Source organism: Paenibacillus doosanensis, assembly GCF_025060755.1.
Classification (GTDB): domain Bacteria; phylum Bacillota; class Bacilli; order Paenibacillales; family NBRC-103111; genus Paenibacillus_S; species Paenibacillus_S doosanensis.
On sequence record NZ_JANYUY010000090.1, the window covers coordinates 1 to 18,012 of the forward strand.

17 protein-coding genes and 1 pseudogene are annotated in these 18,012 nt (G+C 53.4%); 9 read left to right on the top strand and 9 right to left on the bottom strand.

Annotated features, from left to right (window positions below):
• Positions 1–592: 592 nt before the first annotated feature.
• From N0M98_RS32860 to N0M98_RS32880, 5 genes and pseudogenes are all read left to right on the top strand, one after another.
• A pseudogene (locus tag N0M98_RS32860) lies at positions 593–1,298 on the top strand (TetR family transcriptional regulator).
• 33 nt (positions 1,299–1,331) lie between these two features.
• A complete protein-coding gene (gene map, locus N0M98_RS32865) occupies positions 1,332–2,078 on the top strand; it encodes a type I methionyl aminopeptidase (RefSeq protein WP_259620416.1) in 747 nt (248 codons plus the stop codon).
• A gap of 440 nt (positions 2,079–2,518) precedes the next feature.
• Positions 2,519–2,878 (top strand): ArsR/SmtB family transcription factor, encoded by a 360-nt coding sequence (locus N0M98_RS32870; protein ID WP_259620417.1) that lies wholly within the window; start codon positions 2,519–2,521, stop codon positions 2,876–2,878.
• A 16-nt stretch (positions 2,879–2,894) separates the two neighbouring features.
• Positions 2,895–3,410, top strand: a complete 516-nt coding sequence (locus tag N0M98_RS32875) for an SRPBCC domain-containing protein (protein ID WP_259620418.1) — start codon at positions 2,895–2,897, stop codon at positions 3,408–3,410.
• A gap of 53 nt (positions 3,411–3,463) precedes the next feature.
• A complete protein-coding gene (locus tag N0M98_RS32880; protein ID WP_259620419.1) occupies positions 3,464–4,507 on the top strand; it encodes a hypothetical protein in 1,044 nt (347 codons plus the stop codon).
• 139 nt (positions 4,508–4,646) lie between these two features.
• Here the strand turns inward: N0M98_RS32880 and N0M98_RS32885 are convergent, their stop codons facing one another.
• From N0M98_RS32885 to N0M98_RS32905, 5 genes are all read right to left on the bottom strand, one after another.
• Positions 4,647–6,197: an extracellular solute-binding protein gene (locus tag N0M98_RS32885; protein ID WP_259620420.1), complete on the bottom strand. Its 1,551-nt coding sequence runs from the start codon at positions 6,195–6,197 to the stop codon at positions 4,647–4,649.
• Positions 6,198–6,364: 167 nt separating this feature from the next.
• Positions 6,365–7,234, bottom strand: a complete 870-nt coding sequence (locus N0M98_RS32890; protein WP_259620421.1) for a carbohydrate ABC transporter permease — start codon at positions 7,232–7,234, stop codon at positions 6,365–6,367.
• Positions 7,234–8,172 (bottom strand): ABC transporter permease, encoded by a 939-nt coding sequence (locus N0M98_RS32895; protein WP_259620427.1) that lies wholly within the window; start codon positions 8,170–8,172, stop codon positions 7,234–7,236. The genes N0M98_RS32890 and N0M98_RS32895 overlap by 1 nt, the downstream gene beginning before the upstream one ends.
• A 484-nt stretch (positions 8,173–8,656) precedes the next feature.
• Positions 8,657–10,960: a helix-turn-helix domain-containing protein gene (locus N0M98_RS32900; protein WP_259620422.1), complete on the bottom strand. Its 2,304-nt coding sequence runs from the start codon at positions 10,958–10,960 to the stop codon at positions 8,657–8,659.
• A gap of 484 nt (positions 10,961–11,444) precedes the next feature.
• Positions 11,445–11,906 carry a DinB family protein gene (locus N0M98_RS32905; RefSeq protein WP_259620423.1) on the bottom strand — a complete coding sequence of 154 codons (462 nt, stop codon included), beginning with the start codon at positions 11,904–11,906 and terminating at the stop codon, positions 11,445–11,447.
• Between the two features lie 200 nt (positions 11,907–12,106).
• On the opposite strand from N0M98_RS32905, the gene N0M98_RS32910 reads away from it, so the two are divergent.
• On the top strand, positions 12,107–13,015 hold the full coding sequence (locus tag N0M98_RS32910) for a LysR family transcriptional regulator (protein WP_259620424.1): 909 nt from the start codon (positions 12,107–12,109) through the stop codon (positions 13,013–13,015).
• A 306-nt stretch (positions 13,016–13,321) separates the two neighbouring features.
• Here N0M98_RS32910 and N0M98_RS32915 read toward each other — a convergent pair whose 3' ends face one another.
• Positions 13,322–13,816: an alpha/beta hydrolase family protein gene (locus N0M98_RS32915; RefSeq protein ID WP_249860738.1), complete on the bottom strand. Its 495-nt coding sequence runs from the start codon at positions 13,814–13,816 to the stop codon at positions 13,322–13,324.
• 303 nt (positions 13,817–14,119) lie between these two features.
• Complete coding sequence (locus N0M98_RS32920) at positions 14,120–15,553, bottom strand: DHA2 family efflux MFS transporter permease subunit (protein WP_249860737.1); 1,434 nt, start codon at positions 15,551–15,553, stop codon at positions 14,120–14,122.
• Between the two features lie 197 nt (positions 15,554–15,750).
• Here N0M98_RS32920 and N0M98_RS32925 point away from each other — a divergent pair, with 197 nt between their 5' ends.
• Both N0M98_RS32925 and N0M98_RS32930 read left to right on the top strand, forming a co-directional pair.
• Positions 15,751–16,206 carry a MarR family winged helix-turn-helix transcriptional regulator gene (locus N0M98_RS32925; RefSeq protein WP_249860736.1) on the top strand — a complete coding sequence of 152 codons (456 nt, stop codon included), beginning with the start codon at positions 15,751–15,753 and terminating at the stop codon, positions 16,204–16,206.
• A 64-nt stretch (positions 16,207–16,270) separates the two neighbouring features.
• Positions 16,271–16,762 (top strand): DoxX-related protein, encoded by a 492-nt coding sequence (locus N0M98_RS32930; RefSeq protein WP_249860735.1) that lies wholly within the window; start codon positions 16,271–16,273, stop codon positions 16,760–16,762.
• Here N0M98_RS32930 and N0M98_RS32935 read toward each other — a convergent pair.
• Positions 16,759–17,268: a P-loop nucleotide/nucleoside kinase family protein gene (locus N0M98_RS32935; RefSeq protein ID WP_259620425.1), complete on the bottom strand. Its 510-nt coding sequence runs from the start codon at positions 17,266–17,268 to the stop codon at positions 16,759–16,761. The genes N0M98_RS32930 and N0M98_RS32935 overlap by 4 nt on opposite strands.
• A 192-nt stretch (positions 17,269–17,460) precedes the next feature.
• Complete coding sequence (locus N0M98_RS32940; protein ID WP_259620426.1) at positions 17,461–17,823, bottom strand: DUF5946 family protein; 363 nt, start codon at positions 17,821–17,823, stop codon at positions 17,461–17,463.
• A gap of 28 nt (positions 17,824–17,851) precedes the next feature.
• Between N0M98_RS32940 and N0M98_RS33960 the strand changes: the two genes are divergently transcribed.
• The coding region (locus N0M98_RS33960) for a helix-turn-helix domain-containing protein (protein ID WP_375295589.1) at positions 17,852–18,012 on the top strand (161 nt) is incomplete at its 3' end.

An 18,012-nucleotide genomic window follows, 5' to 3' on the forward strand; every position in this document is an offset into this window, starting at 1 on the left:
ATCCGTCAATTGGGCTACGTGGCTATCTTTCGCGATGTCGACTCCCACCACCGCATGGTGTGGGGTTATACGGTCGATTCGTTGATTTATAGTGGCATTTCGGTTAAACTTCATAATAAGACGCCTCATGATGGGTTTTTAGGGCCTTGACCCGTGACACCCCCATCATACGAGGCGTCCCTGTTTTTGTCCAAGGCCAAATATTAGCCTCTACAGGAATGTTTACTTCCGATCACTGTTGAAATCGGGGAAAAAAGGAGACCGCGCTTACGCTGCTCCAACTCTCTATCGACTCTCCTCTCGTTTTTCACCACGCTTCTAAAAGGGTATTGAAAACAAACAGCCTGCCGTCGATAGAGGTTTCCACTCGCTCTTGGAGCCGGATTTCTTTCATGTTGTACCTCTCAAGCGGGGAAATCGCTATACAAAGGCGGCCCGCTTACGCTTCTCCAGATTCAAGCGGCCCTCCGCTCTTTTTTCACCGGGCTTGTAATGGTTGCCGGAAATTTCCGGCTCATCTCTTGTTATTTGCCAGCCGATGTTTTATATTGACATAATAGCAGGTCAAAAATAAAAGGGGTGAACGGACAAGATGACTCCGCGCACGAAGGAACAAAACGAAGAGATCCGGCTGCGGCGTCTGGCGCAAATTCGTAGAGCCGCTGCCGATGTGTTTTTGAATAAGGGCCTTTATTGGAAATTCGCGATGTGGCCGCGCAGGCGGGACTCGGCTATGGCACGTTATACCATTATTACAGCAATAAAGGCGATTTGCACCCCGATTTGTTATGGGACGCGTTGGAGCGGGCCGGGGAATGGCTGAAGGCCCCGCTGGAGGTCCCGCGCGTGGCTACTTCCGAGGAGGCGGCGGCGGGCGGGCATTTCGGCTTGGCCGCTGCGGCTGCTGCGGACACTGGGAGCCTGGCTGCCGCGGATTCCCGAAGCCGAGGCAGCGACACCGCCGCTGCCGGCGTCCGGCTGCTGCAGCTTTGGGCGGAGGACCGCGCCCTGTACCTGCTGTATAAGCTGGCCGGGGAGGACTTCGCCTGGCTGCCTGAAGCTCGCTCGTCCTCGCTCTCGGCCGCCGTTCGCCGGGAGGTGCTCGCGCCGCTAGGTGCGCTGCTGGAAACCGGACGCGCGGCGGACGGGGCTGCCGCTTCCCGCGGAAACGCGGCGGGGCGCCGTATCAGCTGCAGCGCGCGGAAATGCTGCTGGCCGCCTTGGCCGGCTGCGCCTCGCATTCGCTTCGCCGCGGAATGCTGCGCGAGGAGGCCGGGGATATCGCCCGGTTGTTATAATTATAGAATGAATAAGGAGCGAATGAACAAAAGATGATCATTTTAAAATCACCTAAGGAAATCGAAGCGATGAAGCCGGCGGGCCAAATCGTTGCGGACTGCTACCGCGAGGCGGCCAAACTGATTGAGCCTGGGATCACCACCCGGGAAATCAATGACTTTGTTGCCAGACACATCACCAAGCTGGGCGGCAAGCAGTTTACGAAAGGGTACAACGGGTTCCCCGCCGAAACCTGCACCTCGGTCAACGATGTAGTGGCCCACGGCATTCCTGCGAACCGGGAGCTGATGGACGGCGACTTGCTGAAGCTCGATATCGTCGTGGAATACGGCGGATGGTTCGCCGATTCGTGCTGGTGCTATGCGGTGGGCAATATCCGGCCGGAGGCGCAAAAATTAATGAAGGTGACAAAGGAATGCTTGGATCTGGGGATCGCCCGGGCGCTCCCGGGGGGCCGGCTCGGCGACATAACGTCGGCGATTCAACAGCATGCGCAAGCGAACGGATTTTCGGTCGTACGCGATTTGCTGGCGCACGGGATCGGGCGAAGCCTGCACGAGGAGCCGAGCTACGAGCATATCGGCGTAGCCGGCAAAGGCGTTCGGTTAAAGGAAGGCATGGTGTTTACGATTGAACCGATGATTAACGAAGGCACGTTCCGTATCACGATCGACGACGATGGGTGGACGGCGAGAACGGCCGACGGCAAGCTGTCGGCGCAATATGAGCATACGATCGCAGTCACGCCGAACGGACCGCTGATTTTAACTGCCCATTAAGAATAAAGATGAACGGACGGGGATGCGTTCTTTCAGGAAATAAATCGCCTCCCCCGCCTGCATAGCCTGATGAAGCTCGTAATCCGAAACGGCGAAAAAGCGCTGCGCCCAGCCTGGAACAGAGAAGCCTCTTTTCACATGGTTTATATTTACCGATTCACGAAAGACCGCATTGTTATGCGGTTTTTATGATAACTTTGGCATCATCTTTGCAGCCTTCCGGCTACCGTGAACAGTACCTGTTCCCCTTTTTGACACAAAACATGCCCCCACTGCACCCGCTTACAGTTTACAGTTTAACGAAATAACGCTAGCTGTTTTTAAATATTCCTTTACAGGAATATTCCTTATAGTGTATATTAAAAACACAAAGAAGATAACCATAGTGATGAGGGAGATGATATGATACCAAGAGATCAATACTTAACGAGGTGAACGACATGTCAGGAAAGAATCCAGGCATGGACCTGATGACGCTGAGCGCTTTGGCCGAGCCGAATCGTATGCATATCGTCGAGCTCTTGCGCGACGGCCCCTTGACGGTGGGGGAAATTGCCGAACGGTTGGGGCTTCGTCAGCCCCAGGCCTCGAAGCATTTGAAGGTGCTTAGCGACAATGGAATCTTGGAAGTGAAGGCCGAAGCCAACCGCCGGATTTACAAACTCAGGCCCGAGCCCTTCCAAGCGCTGGATTCTTGGGTTAAGTCTTTCCGGCGCATCATGGAGGACAGATTCGACAATCTGGAAGACTACTTGCGGGAATTGCAAAACAAAGAACAATCCAAGGACAGTCTTAAATAAATGAGGAGGAAATACAATGTTAAACAACGCAATCGTTTCAAGGATAGAGAACGATCGGGTGCTGGTGCTGGAGCGTATTTTCGATGCGCCGCGCGCCCTCGTCTTCAAGATGTTCCAAGAAGCCGAGCATCTCAAACACTGGTGGGGGCCGAAGGGCTGGGAGCTGCCGGTTTGTACCGTCGATTTCCGCCCCGGCGGAGTTTGGCATTACTGCATGAAGTGCATCGATCCGAACCAAGGCTCGTTTTACGGCATGGAATCTTGGGGCAAAGGCATTTATAAAGATATTGTCGAGTCGGAGAAAATTGCGTACACCGACTATTTCTCGGATGCCGAAGGCAACCTGAACGATTCCATGCCTGCTACCGAAATTACGATCACCTTCATCGATCTGGGGGGCAAGACGAAGCTGGTCAACCATGCCGAATATGTGTCCGCAGAGGCTCTCAAAACCGTAATGGATATGGGGATGCTGCAGGGCATTACGGAAACTTGGAACCGTCTGGAAGAGCGCCTGAACGAAGTCAAGTGAGGCCATAGAAGGACGCTCTCCATGAAACCACGCTAAGAGAAGGGATGATGTCCATGAACGTTGGGTCTGCGAAAAAAGCGGCGGCCGATTGGGTAACGAATCATGCCAGCCGGACGGAGGGCTACCGCGGAGCGTACTTCAGCGGCTCCACAGCCGTGCTGCCGGACGAGGCGGAGCTGCCGGCGTCCTCCGACGTCGATGTCATGATCGTGACTGCCGAGGCCGCCCCGCCGCTCAAGCCGGGGAAATTCATCCATCGCGACGCGCTGCTCGAGGCCTCCTATATTTCCTGGCATCAGCTCGCTTCGGCAGAAGAGGTGCTCACCAACTATCACCTGGCGAACGGCTTCCGGACCAATACGATTATTGCCGATCCGACGGGACATCTGCACAGCCTGCAAGCCGAGGTGTCCCGGCTCTTCGCCCGGCGGCCTTGGGTCAGACGGCGCTGCCTCAACGTCCGGGAGAAAATCGAGAACGGTCTGCGCGCTATCGATACCGCCGCTCCGCTGCACGATCTGCTGACGTCGTGGCTGTTTCCGACCGGCGTGACTACGCATTTGATCCTTGTAGCCGCCCTGCGCAATCCAACCGTACGGCTGCGTTACTTGGCCGCCCGCGAGGTGCTGGAGAGCTGCGGCCAGGAGAGCCTGTACCTGGAGCTGCTGGAGCTGCTCGGCTGCGCGCATCTGACCGCGGAGCGTACGGAGCGGCATCTCGATGAGCTCGCCCGAACCTTCGACGCCGCAGCCGCTGCTTCCAGGACGCCGTTCTTCTTCAGCTCCAACATCTCCCCCGCGTCGCGGCCGATCGCTATCGACGGAAGCCGGGAGCTGATTCGCAGAGGCTTTCATCGCGAGGCTATCTTCTGGATCGCCGCGACCTTCGCGCGCTGCCACAAGATTTTGGCTGCGGATGCTCCTCGCGAGCAGCAGCAGCTTCTTCCGGCCTTTGAAGCCGTCATAGCCGATCTGGGCATCCGGTCCAGGGAAGACTTCCTCTCCCGCGCCGCAGAGGGAATCGGCTTTCTGCCCCGGCTGTGGGAAGCGGCTGAGAGCATTATGGCGAACAATGCGGAGATTCAGCCGGGCGATTAAACGTGCGGCGAGAACCGTCGACTCCGCATGCGGAATCATCTTCCGATCGTTGTTGTCCCCGAACATCTCGAACGGTCAGCTTTTAAGTTAAAAATCCGGCCCGCTCATCCTCAGGATGAAGCAGGCCGGATCTTCGGCATTATTTTTTATTAAAGCTTTGTACTTTGGCGTACCATTCCTGAGCCCGCTTGGTGACCTCGTCTCCGCCCGACTGCTTCCACTTTTGAACGAATTCGTCGAATTTCTCCAGCGGCCATTCCCCGATCACGATTTTAGCCAAATACTCCTGGAACATCTTGTGCGACTGAATATCCGGGAAGCCTTCGTAAACCGAGCTAGGCATACCGTCTCCGGCGATTCTCCGGGCATCCTTCATACCGACGGCGAATATATCCTTGATCATCTTCGCCTGATCCGCCGTATACAGCTGATCCAGCCGTTTATCCATCGATTCCTTCGTCGTGAAATTGAGCATGCCGAGCGCGATCGGCTTATCGTCGGTTTGCGGCAGCAGCTTCTTCTTGCCGTCCACTACCTCATGCTGCAATCCCTCCACGCCGAACAGGTTAAACTCCTGATTAGCCGGATCGTAGAAGAAGTCCAGCAGCTTCAAAGCGTACTGCGCCCGTTTCTCCGCAGCTTTCGGAATGATCCACTCCGCTTCGCCGATGCTCTTCTGCGTAATAAATCCGGTAAATCCGTCCACCTTCGGCAAAGGCAGACCGGCTACATAAGCGTCCGGCGCCGTTTTGCGCATCGCATCGATCTTATCCTTCAAGCTCGCCGGAAGATGGTACCAGTTGCCGACCAGATTGTTGTTGATTTTGGCCTGCCATACATCGCCTTTGTTCAGGAAAGTCTCGTTATCGAGCAGCTTTTGCGCGTATAGCTCGCGGAGGAAGGCGATGGCTGCCTTCATATTTTGGGAAGTGCCCGCGTAGTTGATATTCCCGTCGTAGACATCCCACTCCGGCTTCCCTTCCCACATCGCGACGCCGTACATCGCGAACAGATGGTCCATCCATGTGCCGAACTCGCGGCCTGTCGTAGGAATTTCGTCGGCCTTGCCGTTGCCGTTAGGGTCCTGATCCTTGAACGCCTTCAGCAAAGTGACGTACTCGTCCTTCGTCGCCGGCATCGTCAAGTTTAGCTTATCCATCCAGTCCTTACGGATCATCGGCACCCGTTCGGGAATCATGTACACTTTAGGCACATAATAAATTTTGCCGTCCGGCGAAGCGGTGCGCACGACATCCCAAGCTTCCTTCGGAATGCTGTTCCATACGTTCGGCGCGTATTTCGGCAGCAGATCGTCGAGCGCAAGCGCTCCACCCTGCTGAATGAGCGTCTGCTCGACGCCGCCGATCGGACGCATAATATCCGGCAGATCGCCCGAAGCGATCATCACGTTGATGCTTTCCGCAGGGTCGGCTCCCGGGGGACTCGTCGTCAGCACATATTCCACGCCGGTCTTCTGGGCGATATATTGTACATGAGCGTTGCTGCTGTCGGGCATCGTTCCTTTGCCGAGATGCGTTTTGTACACCTTGATCTTGACCGGACCGCCGCCCCCGTCCGCAGCGGCGCCTTCTCCCTGGGACGCTCCCGAACCGCCGCAGCCGGCAAGCGATACCGCGGCCATCATGACGGCCGCAGCAGCGGCCAGTTGTTTCTTTCTTTTATTGGACATAGTAGACCCTTCCTTTCTTACCTCTTACTTATTGGATTGTTCTCCCATGATGCCTGAACCTTACAGCCCGGCCTGCCTCATGCGAATGCCGCCGTTTCCCAGCCGCATCCGCCCCGGCCCGCCGGACTATGCTGCTTGTATATTCAGCCGAATACGGCCTCCTATCCTTACCCTTTGACGGAACCGAGCAAAGCGCCCTTAACGAAATATTTTTGCAAATAAGGGTATACGAGCAAAATCGGTACCGTCGCAAAAATAATCGTAGCGGCCTTCAGCGTCGTCGCATTGAAATCGAAGCTGCCTACCATCTGATTGATGGGCAAAATATCTTCGGTGTTGATCAAATATTCCCTCAGCTTCATCTGCAGCGGCCACAGCTTCGCGTCGCGGATGAACAGCACGGCTCTTTGGAACGTATTCCAATAGCCTACGGCATAAAACAAGCTTACCGTAGCGAGCACGGGCTTGGACAGCGGCAAGTAAATTTGAAACAAGATCCGGAAGTCGTTGCAGCCGTCCATCTTGGCCGACTCCTCCAACTCCTGAGGAATCCCCATAAAGAACGTGCGAATAATAATCATATTAAAGGTGCTGATAAGACCCGGAATGATCAGCGACCACAGCGAATTTAACATCCCCAGCTCACGGATCGTCAAGAAAAAAGGAATCATCGGCGCATTGAAAATCATCGTAATGACGATGAACAGCATCACCTGCTTGCGGATAAGGAAAACCTGCTGTGCGAGCGGATAAGCCGTCATGACCGTGAACAGCATGCTGAGCAGCGTACCGACGACGGATATATAGATCGTGACCCAAAACGAGCGCCACAAATCCTGCTTATGCAAAATATAATCCCATGCCGCGGTCGTAAACTCAACCGGCAGAATGAACACCTGCTTGGCGTCGGCCGCATACGGCGAGCTGAACGATACGGCCAGCATCTGTATGAGCGGAATAAGCATGGTCAGCGAGGCGGCTCCGAGCAGGACGACGTTGATCGCCCCGAATGTTTTTTCTCCCCATGTCTGCTTCATCACCACAACCCCTGTTCCATTTTTCTGGCGAAACGATTGAAAGTCCACAGCAGCGCGAAGCCGATGACCGACTGAAACAGCCCGATGGCCGTCGTTACGCTGTACTGCGCCTGCAGCACCCCTGCCCGGTACACATACGTTTCGATAATGTCTCCTACCGAATACGTCATCGGAGTCAGCAGATTGTACATCTGTTCGAAGCCCAGCTCCAGGAAGTTGCCGATCCGCAGCAGGAACAGCACCAGGATCGTCGGAAACAGCGACGGAATCGTAATGTACAGCGTCTGCTTCCAGCGGTTCGCCCCGTCGACGACGGCCGCCTCATACAAGTGCGGATTGACCCCGGCCAGCGCCGCAAGATAGATGATCGTCCCCCAGCCGACTTCCTTCCATATGCCCGATATAATGACGATCGAACGGAAGTAGCGCTCCGACTGCATGTACAAGATCGGCTCGAAGCCGAACCAGCCGCGCACATTGTTAACGATCCCCTTGTTAGCCAGCAGCTCGAATACGATCCCTCCGACTACGACCCAGGATAGAAAGTGCGGAAGATAGAAGAAGCTTTGGTACGCCCTCTTCATCAGCGCCGAGCGCAGCTCGTTGAACAGCAGGGCCAAAATAATCGGCGCCGGAAAGCCGAACACCAGATGATACAGCGCAATCAGCGCCGTATTGCGCAGCACGTTGTAAAAATCCTTGTAGGTAAAAATAAAGCGAAAATTGTCCAGTCCGACCCAAGGGCTGTCCAAGATGCCCCTCATAATCTGATATTTCTGAAATGCGATGATGCTTCCCGCCAGCGGGACATATTTGAACACGATAAAAAATACGATGCCGGGAAGTATCATCAAATACAGCAGCCCGTGTTTGCGAATGTTTTCAAGATAGCGATTTTTCGATTTTGACACTCTCATTGCCGCTGCCGGGTTATTCATGTTCTCGCTGAGCGTCGCCCTGGCCATATGCTACCGACCACCTGTCTGTGAATTTGTCCGTTGACGCTTTCATCTTAGCCCGCGGACGGGCCGGAGACAACGAAGCGTTTGCCCAGCGAATGCGCAAATAACACAAACGGAGCGGCCGCTGGAAGATCGGTTGGTCGCCTGCGGCATCGGTTGATCTTCAGCGGCGTGGACGAAGCCCCGGTGATCCGGCCGGACGGAGAAGGATTAGCGCGTCTCCCGCCCGCGCATCCGCAGAACAATAATTAGGTCGGCATCATGCAGCCGGCGCCATGAGAAAACCATCTATCGATATCCGTTCCAACATGCCCAGGCCGCGTTCAGGCAGTTCTACCGTCAAGGGAAATGCTCTTTATGAAAAAAAAGCCTCCCCGACCGGCCGCGGTTGCCCGCATCCGTCGAGGAGGCTCTTTTGCTGTATGGATATGGCGCTGCGGCTGACTCCCGCTCCCGCCGATTAGGAATTCAAGCTGTTAAAGGAAGCGTCGTGATTGCGCATCAGCTCCCGGTATTTGCCCGGCGTAATGTCCTTATATTTGCGAAACACGCGGATAAAGCTGTTCTCATGCTGATAACCGACCATCAGGGCGATATCGGATATTTTGCTCCCGGTTTCAAGCAGCAGCTCCGCCGCGCGCTCCATGCGCAGCTTCGTGAAATATTCGTGAATCGTCTCGTTCGTCTCCTGCTTGAACATTTGGCTGGCCAAGCTCACGCTGATGCCGATCGAAGCGGCGATTTCCTGGACGCCGATATTTTCGCCCAAATGTTTCTTCATATAATCGATCATGCTCTGTACCATAATAAATTCCTTGCTCTGAATCAGGTCGCCGAAACGGCTCACCAGCGCCCGAACCTGCTCGGACATGCCCTCTCCGATGTCTTGAAGGCTCATCGTTTGATAGGAACGGTCGCTGTCCGGCTCCTCCCAAGCCCCCGTTTCCTTACCGTGCGTCATCCGGTTCAGCTTGGCCGTGACGGCGTTCAGGAAGGAAAGCGCAGCCGAAGGATACCAGCAATGCTCCCGGATGTCGCGAAGAAGCCGTTCCGTAATGCGCAGCGACCGTTCCTCGGAGCCGGTCTCGATCGCCCCGGTCAAATCGCCGATAACCGACTCTCCGGCGAACGTCTCTCCCATCTCGTGATCGGCCACGGCTTTATACGGGATGACACAGCCATAGCCTTGGTAGAGCCGATAGCTCAGCGCGTTCTCCGCTTCGTGAAGCGCCAGCTTCAGCCGCCCGACCTCCGCGTAGGGTTGGCTGATGCCGGCCGACACGCTGAAATGAAGCAGCCGGCGAATGATCTGAATCGTCTCCTCCACCTTTTCCTTGAGGGGAGGCGCCTCTGCGGACGAAGGCTGCAGCACCACCGCCGTCAAGTCCCGGCCAAGATCGAGACAGACATTCCGCCAGCCGGCGGCCAGCAGCTCGGAGGCGATATTGGCAAGGGCATATTTGAGCAGCAGATGGTCTTTTTCCGGAAAATCTTTGCCCCATTCCCGGTAGCGGTCGATGGAAATGACGACGACCGTAAGCGGAGCGGCGGACCATTCGGAGAAATAGCTCCGCCATTTCTCGGCGATTTCCTTTTTGGACTGAATATTTCCGAGAAACATATCGTAGACGAACTTCGACGAAGCTTCGGGCATCGTCTGCCGGATCAGGCTGGACAGCTTGGCATGATCCTTCAGCAGCTTGCCGGTAACCTTCTCCAGACCGATCAGATCGGAGCGCTCCTCGTTCTGCCCGTAGGTGGTGAGCATGCTGCGAATTCTCCGCACCGGCTTGAACGCCAGCGAATGCGTATACATAATCGCCGCCGCTCCCAGAATGAGCGCAATAAACGAAACGGCCAGCACGACATCGCGAATGGTTTGGGATTTCGAAAGCAGTCTGTCCTGGGAAACAATCGATACATAATCCCATTCCGTTACCGGCGAGCGGGCGTGTGAAACCAACAGCCTCTCCCCGCTCGCATCGCTCCAATCTCCGAACGGCTCGCCGTTCAGCTTGGCCAGCGCCCGATGGACCTCATCCGTATCGACGGGCTTCCCTCCGGCCGAATAGATCAGATTGCCCGCTTTGCCCAATATGACCTGCGCCCGGCTGACTCCCGACACATACTCGGGCTGCATATTTTGAAATAAGGCGTTGCCTTTGAAATTAATCGCCACGATCCCTTTGAATTGGCCTTGAATGAGCACTTTGCGAAACAGCGTAATTTTCGTCGTCGGAGTGCTCACTCCCGAGCCCGGCGCTTCCCTCGATTCGACCACCATCAGCTTATCGCCGAACCGATCCGCCACATCAACCCAGCCCGAGTCGAGCATGGTGACGCTGCTGGAGCTGAAGCCTTGCGGATAGGCAACGAAGCTTTGCCGATCCCGATCGTATATATAAATGCTGTCGAGATAAGGAGAGTTGACCAGCAGCGTCTCCAAAAATTGATACAGCTGATTAATATTGTTGTATGAATTTTGCGGCTGCATCGTCAAAAAATTGTACACGTTCGACTGCAGCGCAATCTTGATCGCGATATAATTCGTATCCTGAATATATTTATCGATATAATTCATCCCGATTCGCAGCGACTGATGCTGCGGTTCGCTTAATTCGCTTTGCAGCACGGACTTGGAAGTGTAATAGGACGTCAGACCGACCGCGAGGATGATCACGGCAACGAATACCGTCAAAAGGGTGACGAGCCGCGTCTGCGTATCCGCCCAACAATATTTAATCGAGTTCAGAAATCTGCCCATCTTCGCCCTCCGCTTCTGTGCAGCCTAGTCGTCTTGGAATCACGCGCTTCGGGTTCCATCGTTGCCGCTTCTTCCGAAATGTTCTCTTCGTTATAAGTATGGTTCAACGCAGCGGACGGAAATCCCTTTTTCCCTAGAGGAATTTGGTTAATGGACCCGCTTTCCGTCCATGGTGCCAAGAAACCCCGTCACATGGGTCATGCGCGGGGTTGTGGTTGATGATATTCTTAATCTTAACTCTCCCCTTCTGCTCCTTACAACCATTCGTTTCGCCATCTCATGCGCAATTCGCCCATGTCCGGGATCTGCTGGAGAATTGATTGGTCGGCTGCAAGATCGGTTGATGGCTGAAGCGATTGATGACCGCGGCGATAACCGGCAAAAGCCCTTCGGAATGTTTGCATCCTTGACGTAACCCGAAAAGGAGCCCCTCAGCGGGACTCCTTTACGTTGGACCGGCATTTCGTTTCGTCCGTTATCTTTTTTAAACCAATTTGGCCTGGCTCGTAATGACTCCAAGATGAATCGCTTCATGCATCAGGGCAAAGTTGATCAGCTCGCCGGAGGTGAGAAATTGGAACGGGCCCATGACAAACGGCGATGACAAACGCTGCTCCAGCCGATCGGGCGCAAGCTCGGACAGGAAGGATAGCTGCGCCGTCAGCAGCTGCGTCAGCTCTTCCTTCGAGGGCGGAGCCGCCGTCCAATCCGAAGGCTTCGTTCCGGAACCGAACAGCAACTCATACTGAGCCGGAATCACGGTCGGAACGCCCACGGCCAAGGTGCAGTATTTATCCATCCAGTACACGATATGCCCGGCATTCCATCGAATCGTATTCGAGAAGCCTTCCGGTTGCATGTCGAGCTTCGCCTCCGCAATGCCTTGAAGCTGACCGATCACGATTTGCCGCAGCACTTTACCCGTATTTATAATCGATTGTGTCATTATTGAAACGCCTCCTTGGATTGGTTGGTATCTGTTTCACCTTCACAACCACAGTATACCTGCTCCTCCGCGGGGCAACCATCGCCAGATTCCGATGCAATCGATCGGTTTCAGTAATGATTCGCCGGCCGCTTTTGAGCGCCGGACGTATCCGTTATAATAACGACAGGAGAGCGATTGCAGAAAGGGAGATGAGAGAAATGGAGCTTAGACAGCTTGAATATTTTGCTGCCGTCTGTAAGGAAATGCACTTCTCGAAGGCCGCGGAAAACCTGTGCACGACACAGTCCAATCTCAGTCAGCAAATCAAGTTTTTGGAGAACGAGCTCGGAATGCCGTTATTCGACCGCATCGGCAAACGGATCGCGCTGACGGACGCGGGGAAAATCGTACTGGAGCAAAGCCGGCTCATCTTTGAACGGGTAGGATATATGCAAGGGGCTCTCACCGATCTGAAGCGAATGGAAGGCGGCAGGCTGGACATCGGTATTCTCCCGGGCGACGGGGACCTGCTGTTCGATTCATTGCTGATCGACTTCCACCTTGCCTATCCCAAGCTCTCGATAAGCGTTACGGAAACGATGGACGTGTACGAACAGGTCGTAGGCGGCATAAGAGATCTCGGCGTGACGACGGTGCCAGCTCACCCGGACAGCCGCATCGCCGTTATCCCTTTATTCCACGAAGAGTTTGCTTTGGCCGTCCGTTCGGATCATCCCGTCGCCAAATCCAAGGCGATCCCCTTCGAACAGCTGCAGCAGCTCAAGATGGTGACGTTCGGCCCTGAGCATCAAATTACGAAGGTCATCCAAGCTTGCTGCCAGGAGAAAGGGATCACTATCGACAATCCGATCGTCACCTCCACGCTGTCGACGCTCCTGTCCCTGGTCGAACAAGGGATCGGAGCCTCTATTCTTCCGCGGCTGCTGCTCGATTACCTGAACCGCGACGGCATCTCGGCGGTCAAGCTGCTCCAGCCTACACCCAGTCAAGACATCTGCATCATTTATCGTACGGACAAGTTTATGGGGCAGGCAGCGAAGCTATTTATAGACGGATTGCAATCCTTTATTCGGCGCGTGGAGAAGCAGAAAGAGACCCTGGCATAACCTTCAGAGTCTATTTAAAAGTGCGGCGATTTCGTCGCGGCCTGCGGTCGATAGAAGCTTCCACCCGCTCTTGCAGCCGGATTTCATCTTCAAGCTCTTATGCGGGGAGGAGCCGTCTTCACAGGCGACCGCTAACGCTGTTCCAAATTCAAATGGCCCCTCCGCTCTTGTTCGCCTCGCTTTTAAAAGGGTGGTGAAAAAGTCCGCTGCGGCGTCCATTTGATCCTCCAATCGCTGTTGAAAACGGATTCTTTGGATTGTTTTTTCGTTTTTCTGTGGAGAGAATCCGTTTTCAAAGGCGAACGCTTACGCTTTTCCAGATTCAAATGGCCCCTCCGCTCTTTTTTCACCAGGCTTTTTAAAGGTGCCTTTTTTTATAAAATGAACTACGAGCTCGGCAGTCTCCTTTTGATAATGGATTTCCTTATGGCCGTACGGCAAGATGGTAAAATCCGTAAGCCCGTCATAGTAAACCGAGCTGACCTCGACGCGGCCGTCGTTATCGTCGTTAAGCAATTTTCCAAGCAACAGATTGTTTCTATTCCCGGCGATAGCCCCGATTTCAATGCCGGTTTCCTTAAGGTTGAGCGAATCTATATATTCGGGATGCAAAGACTGCAGCGTCTTAAATATTCGAGTGGATGTCTTGGAAACTTGATCGGCGTAGCTCGCCAGCCTTGTTCCGCGGTTTGGCGTCGCAATCAGAACACATTTATGTACATAGTCTAAATATCTTGTATCGGAAAGAAACTTTCTGATGACCAGTCCGCCGCTGCTATGTCCTATGCTCAATCTTTTCAAAAGTTAGCGGCAAATCGACCGACATACACTCCAGCCGATACGCCGATAGATAGTCTTCCAACACTCTCATGTCTTTTTTACTTTTATTGAAGCCATGAATGAGAATTGCTTTATTGAACATGTTCCCTCCTGCGGTGGCTGACATAGATCAACATGCCGTTCGGCCTGACTTCACCAGTAGTTCTCTACATCTAACTGTACTAAAAACCACCCGGTTTGGACAAATAAAAAATAATATGCAAACTTTCTACTATTCTGCGGAAACGTGAAAAAGGGAGCTCTAAAGCTCCCCTTCAAGGTACATCAATGCATCGCACTCATCGCTGTGCGGCTGACGACGACACGACGGATGAAAAACGCTACAGCCAAGCCGATAACCGTGACGATCATCGCAAAAAAGAATACGTTCTGCGAACCGAATGTCATCGCGTTCGCCATCTCGGCCGGAGCATTCGGAGCCGTCGATTCATGCAAGTACTTTTCCATCCCTTTGGTCAGGATGCTGACGGCAACCGCCGTGCCGATCGCGCCTGCGACCTGCTGCAGCGTGTTCATCACCGCCGTGCCGTGCGGATACAGCTCCGGCGGCAGCTGGTTCAGACCGTTCGTCTGCGCCGGCATCCAAACCATCGATATGCCGACCATTAATCCGATATGCAAGGCGACGATCAAAGCGATCGAAGAAGCCAACGTAATGCCGGAGAAAAACCATAGCACGGCCGCGACGATAAAAAGACCGGGAATAACGAGCCATTTGGGTCCGTATTTATCAAACAAACGCCCCATGCGCGGCGATAAAATGCCGTTCAACGCACTGCCTGGCAGCAGCATGAGTCCAGCAGCGAACGCGGATAACTTCATCCCGTTCTGCAAATACATCGGCAGAATGATCATGCTCGACAAGATGATCATCATGCAGGATAAAACCATCAGCAGCCCGACGATGAACATCGGGTACCTGAAAACACGCAGGTTCATCATCGGCTCGCGCATCCATATTTGCCGCAGCGCGAACAGCACGAGCGCAATCATCCCGACGACAATGGATTGGACCACAATCGGGCTGCTCCAGCCTGCTTCGCCTTCGCCCGCCTTACTGAAGCCGAACACGACGCCGCCGAAGCCGATCGTAGACAATACGATAGACAGCAGATCGATGTGCGGCTTCGTAACCTCGGTCACATTTTCCAAATACTTGAGTCCTACCAGCAGCCCGATGACCAAAAACGGCAGCGAGAGCCAGAAGATGTAATGCCACGATAAATATTCGATCAGAAGACCCGCCACCGTAGGCCCGGTCGCCGGAGCAAACATGATGACCAGACCGACGAAACCCATCGCGGCCCCCCGCTTCTCCGGCGAATAGACGATAAGGATCGTATTGAACATGAGCGGAATTAACAATCCCATGCCAATCGCCTGCAGTACGCGGGCCGCCATTAACATCTCAAAATTAACTGCCAGCGCCGCAATCAGCGTACCGATAATCGAGCTCGCCAGCGAGGCCATAAACAATTGCCTTGTTGTGAACCACTGCAGCAGCAATCCCGTCATCGGCATCAAAATGCCGAGCGTCAGCAAAAAGCCTGTCGTTAGCCACTGCGCCGTCGCGGCCGAAATGTGAAACACGTCCATTAAATTACTTATTGCAATGTTGAGCGCCGTCTCGCTGAACATACCTACAAATCCGCAGATAAGCAGCGACGACATGATGGCCCTCGTATTATATTGTTTCATTGTTCGCTTCCACTTCCCTCTCCTGAAAAATCTCTATTTATAAGCGGCTCTGTCTATACCCGCCAACTGTTACGATAAGTGTAACAGTTGTTTTTGTCAATACCAAGAGATTATTTTATTTATAAAAAAAATTTCGCGGATTATACTTTTTCAAAATTCGTTTGACAACAGCGTTTAGATGCTATACACTTCTCACTATGATAAACCATGATGAGCTTTCAAAAGAAAACATTAGCGACACCCTGCTGGATTTATTCAAAACGTTCGCTAAGCAGGACAGGAAAAACAGGGATTATGGTGTCGATGAGCCTTTATTTCATTCCGAGATTTATACGCTGAATGAAATTAGAGAGCATGAAGGCATCCATATTACAGCACTGGCCGAACGCTGCGGAGTTACGAAGGGGGCCATCTCCCAAGTACTGAAAAAACTTGAGCAGAAAGGACTCGTCATCAAGGAAAAGGACGTTCGCAACCAATCGAGGCTCATTTTAAAGGTGACCGCAAAAGGGGAAATTGCTTACGCACGCCATTTGGAATATCAGAACCAATTCAAAGAAAAGGTCGTGCAAGTATTAAAGGATGCGCCCGACGATAAGGTGCGGATGATCAAAGATTTTTTAATCCAGCTTGAACAACAATTAGATGATTAAATTTTTTTCAAAAATGTGTTTAGCATCTATACTCATTACCAATAAAATTAATGGAGGTTAATTGATGGAGCCGCTTATCGTACTTGTTGCCGTCACGCTTATCATTCTCGTTGCAGGAGCCGCCGGGATACGGCGTTTGCGCCCTTGGCCCGTTGCGCTTCGGGGCGGTCTTGCCGCCATGTTTATGCTTACCGGATCGGTCCACTTCGTTTACCTTCGATCCGAGCTCATTCGTATGGTTCCTCCTGTCTTGCCCTATCCCGACTTGATCGTAACGATCACCGGTATACTGGAATGGGCCGGAGCCATAGGCTTGTTATGGCGTCCCATGGTCCTCTGGGCATCCGGCGGGCTCTCGCTGTTGCTGATCGTCATGTTTCCCGCCAATCTCTACATCGCAATGAACGGCCTCGCGACCAGCCCGGAGGACGCCCTGGTCCCCCGCACCCTCATGCAAATTGTGTTCCTGTCCGCAAGCCTCGCCGTTTGGAACTATTATCTCCGTCATCGATCTGCGCGGAAGTACGGCGGGAAAGTAGGGCATTCCAACAATTAATTTTTTTGATGGTTCAGATCCAACCGCTCATATAATGTCATCAAGCTTTCGGCCACCGTTTGATGAGCCGTGTCGATAACGATGTGATCCCGATCCCACATATCGTATTGGCGGCTCTTCACCTCTTCCCACGTAGGCAGAACAAACCCGGGAATATCGGCTGTGCGCGTATCGATCCGATGCTTATGCTCTCGTTCATCCGAGCAGACCACTTCGATGTCCATAAACGGAATGTCAAGAGACTCCGCAACGCTGCGCCAGGCTTGACGCGTTTCATGAACGGGATTGACCGTATCTGCTATCACGTCGAGGCCCAATCGGAGATTTTGCGCCGCAATCCCGTAACACACTATGTAACCTGCAGGTCCTTCAACCCAGACTCCCGCAGTCCGCATCGCCTGCTCCACAACATCCACCCGGAGATATGCGGCCCGCAGCTTTTCGGATAAGGTTGCGGATAACGTGGTCTTCCCGACGCCCGGCAACCCACTAAAAATATAGAGCATGAAACTCACCTCCTACAAAATAGCATACGCGTCTATTTGCTTCATTGCTTAACGAAGTCACCAGTTTTTCCCCGCGGCAGCCTGAGGACGCTCCCATACTTTTCGCTTGGCTTGCATCCTCCATTTCGCTGGGCATAGCAGCAGACCAAGACTTGAAAGCAACGCCCTGCTGCGCTGTAACAACCCATCCTATCATCTTATCAAAACAAGCGGTTCCATCTCTTGCAGCGTCGCATGTCCCCATTGTTCAATCAGCCTGCAATAGCTTGCCGCATCTTGCATCTGCGCGGCCACATCGGCGATTGTCATGGGCCAGGCCACCTTGGAAAGCCGTGGCGCATCCGCCAGTCTTCGAATTTCCTTGGTACGTCCGGGGCCTTGAGCGGCATCCCGGCGAATCATCTCCGTGCTGCGGCCTTCCTCCAAGTATTGTCGCAGCCCATTTTGCACCCAGACATACGATTCATCACTGTAGCCCTCATGTTGAATCATATAACAGGCAACCGTGAGAAAATGAACCCTCCCGTAATGAACTGCACCCCAATTGTTAGACACAAGCTAACAATTGGAGGTGCAGTTTTTTATGAGTAGATTCAGTGTGAAGGAGAAGTTCCAGGCCGTACAAGATTATTTGTCAGGAAAAGAATCCTATTCTGAGATCGGGGCACGCATTGGAATCGATTACAAGTCCGTTATTAAGTGGGTAGCTTTCTATCGTGCACATGGTATGGAAGGTTTAGCTGC